2 protein-coding genes and 1 pseudogene are annotated in these 1,911 nt (G+C 33.9%); 1 reads left to right on the forward strand and 2 read right to left on the reverse strand.

What is annotated here, in order from left to right; translation table 11 throughout:
* Window positions 1-444: pseudogene (locus tag V7659_RS27110) on the forward strand (hypothetical protein); the annotation flags it as partial.
* A gap of 296 nt (window positions 445-740) precedes the next feature.
* On the opposite strand, the gene V7659_RS27115 reads toward V7659_RS27110, so the two are convergent.
* Together V7659_RS27115 and V7659_RS27120 are read right to left on the reverse strand one after the other, a co-directional pair.
* Window positions 741-1,265: a sugar O-acetyltransferase gene (locus V7659_RS27115; RefSeq protein ID WP_335543182.1), complete on the reverse strand. Its 525-nt coding sequence runs from the start codon at window positions 1,263-1,265 to the stop codon at window positions 741-743.
* 184 nt (window positions 1,266-1,449) lie between these two features.
* Window positions 1,450-1,803 carry a VOC family protein gene (locus V7659_RS27120; RefSeq protein WP_335543183.1) on the reverse strand — a complete coding sequence of 118 codons (354 nt, stop codon included), beginning with the start codon at window positions 1,801-1,803 and terminating at the stop codon, window positions 1,450-1,452.
* Window positions 1,804-1,911 lie beyond the last annotated feature (108 nt).

The following is a 1,911-nucleotide window of genomic DNA, read 5'->3' on the forward strand; positions in this document are numbered from 1 at the left end:
AATATGTATTATATAAAGACTGTTAATCTGTTTTTAGAAATTGCCACTAATTTAATAGATTGGGAGTTGATCCGAATGAGTTTACCCGTTAATGGATGGCTGCATTATATAAATCGAGAGAAACCATCTCATGACTCGGTGTATAGGAGACGTATTGATTTAAATTGCCAAAATGCGCTTGAAGAGGACCTTGGCCATGGGTTTAAACGTTATACGTGGATACCTGCCGTCCGGATAAATAATGGTGAATATCTGGACTTTCGATTAGAAGCGCAAAAAAATGAACATGTTGTTAGCGCAGGATACTTGAGTGCTCCCATTGCAAATATTTATTCGATACAAAATGGTCCAAGTGACCCGAATGCCATGATTGTCATCCTTCATAATGCTTCTGACGTACATTCAGACGTTTCCTTGTGGCTCGTGGTTAAAAATAATGGATAGTTATTATGTTAGTAAATTCTAATAGCGTCATTCTGAAATGAAAATAATTAACAATAAAATAAAAAGGGAAAACCCTAATGCCTCCGTTGCGTATCGCAAACATGAAAAATGTAATGCAAAATGACCTACAAATTGTATACTAATTTGTAGGTTTATTATTTTGAAATAACGGGATTTCAATTATTATTTTGAGCGAATTTGTAGTGCGATTTGTATATTAAAATCTGGTGGTACAATAGCCAGTGTACTTAATCAACTTACACTACATCTCACAATCTTTCTTGTTTGATAAGAATTTATATATTTCTCATTATCTTTGCTGGGTTTCCTGCGACTATTGAATTAGTAGGTACATCTTTCGTAACAACAGAACCCGCAGCAATAATAGAATTATCACCAATTGTGATTCCAGGTAAGATAACACAACTACCACCAATCCAAACATCATTTCCAATTGTTATTGGAATGGCATAACCACTCTTGTTCCTGTCTTTAGGTTCGATTGAATGACCAGCAGTATATAGTCCAACATTTGGTCCAATCATACAATTGTCACCAATCCTTACTTCTGCCATATCTAAAATCGTAAAGTTATATCCAGCATAGAAATGATTTCCAACGTGAATGTTGTATCCTAAATCACAATGGAAATTATGTTCAATACTCGGATTTACCCCTACAGTTCCAAACAATTCATTAATAATCTTCTCTTTTTTTAAGGAAACTTCAATTGCACAATTATTAAATTCTTGAACTAGTTTATGGGCACGGAGATTTTTCATCCTTAGTTCCTGCGTACCTCGTTCGTAATAAATTTTCATTTTAGCCACCATACCTAATCTCTTTTCTTCTGTTATTTATAAAATACCACATTTTATTCAAGCAACCTGCCACGTTTAGCTTAAGAACATTCGTTCTCAAACTTATTACAGGAATGCTGCTCCTATAGTTCCACAAAAAAGGCATATATCCTAATTGGACCTATGCCTCGTTTGGTGAAAAAGGTTAACACCTGCAGACCATCAAATGATTTCCATAAGGGTCTTTGAAATTAAACCAATGATTATGCTCAATCTCAGTTGTTAATTCAACATTCTTACCCTTCAAAAACTTATAAGCTGCTTCGATATTGTGGGCATTAAAATGAAAAGCTGGGGTTTTGAAAATATTTTCTTCTGAAAAGATCTTGCTATCCAATACAATTCCAGTTCCATTCGTTGTTGGTACAATAAACAAATGCCCAAATAAAATCTCACCTTCTGCATCTAGCCCCAAAATGTCACAATACCAATCCCGTGCTTCTTCGATATTACTTACAGGAATAAAGACTGTTCCGATTTGATTTAAAATAGGATTCATTGGAACCTCCTAAAATAGAATTTATTAAAATAATTCGCTTAATTTTATATTTTTCCTTTTTATTAAACTAACCTGCATCATTAGTGGAACAAGAAAAAAGCTGCAAAA

Origin of the sequence: Neobacillus drentensis, from assembly GCF_036966985.1 — a bacterium.
Lineage (GTDB): Bacteria > Bacillota > Bacilli > Bacillales > Cytobacillaceae > Neobacillus > Neobacillus drentensis_E.

What these genes read in the sequence shown, in the direction of transcription:
- V7659_RS27115 (WP_335543182.1), bottom strand. Translation starts at nt 1,265, where the DNA reads ATGAAAATTTATTACGAACGAGGTACGCAGGAACTAAGGATGAAAAAT.
- V7659_RS27120 (WP_335543183.1), bottom strand. Translation starts at nt 1,803, where the DNA reads ATGAATCCTATTTTAAATCAAATCGGAACAGTCTTTATTCCTGTAAGT.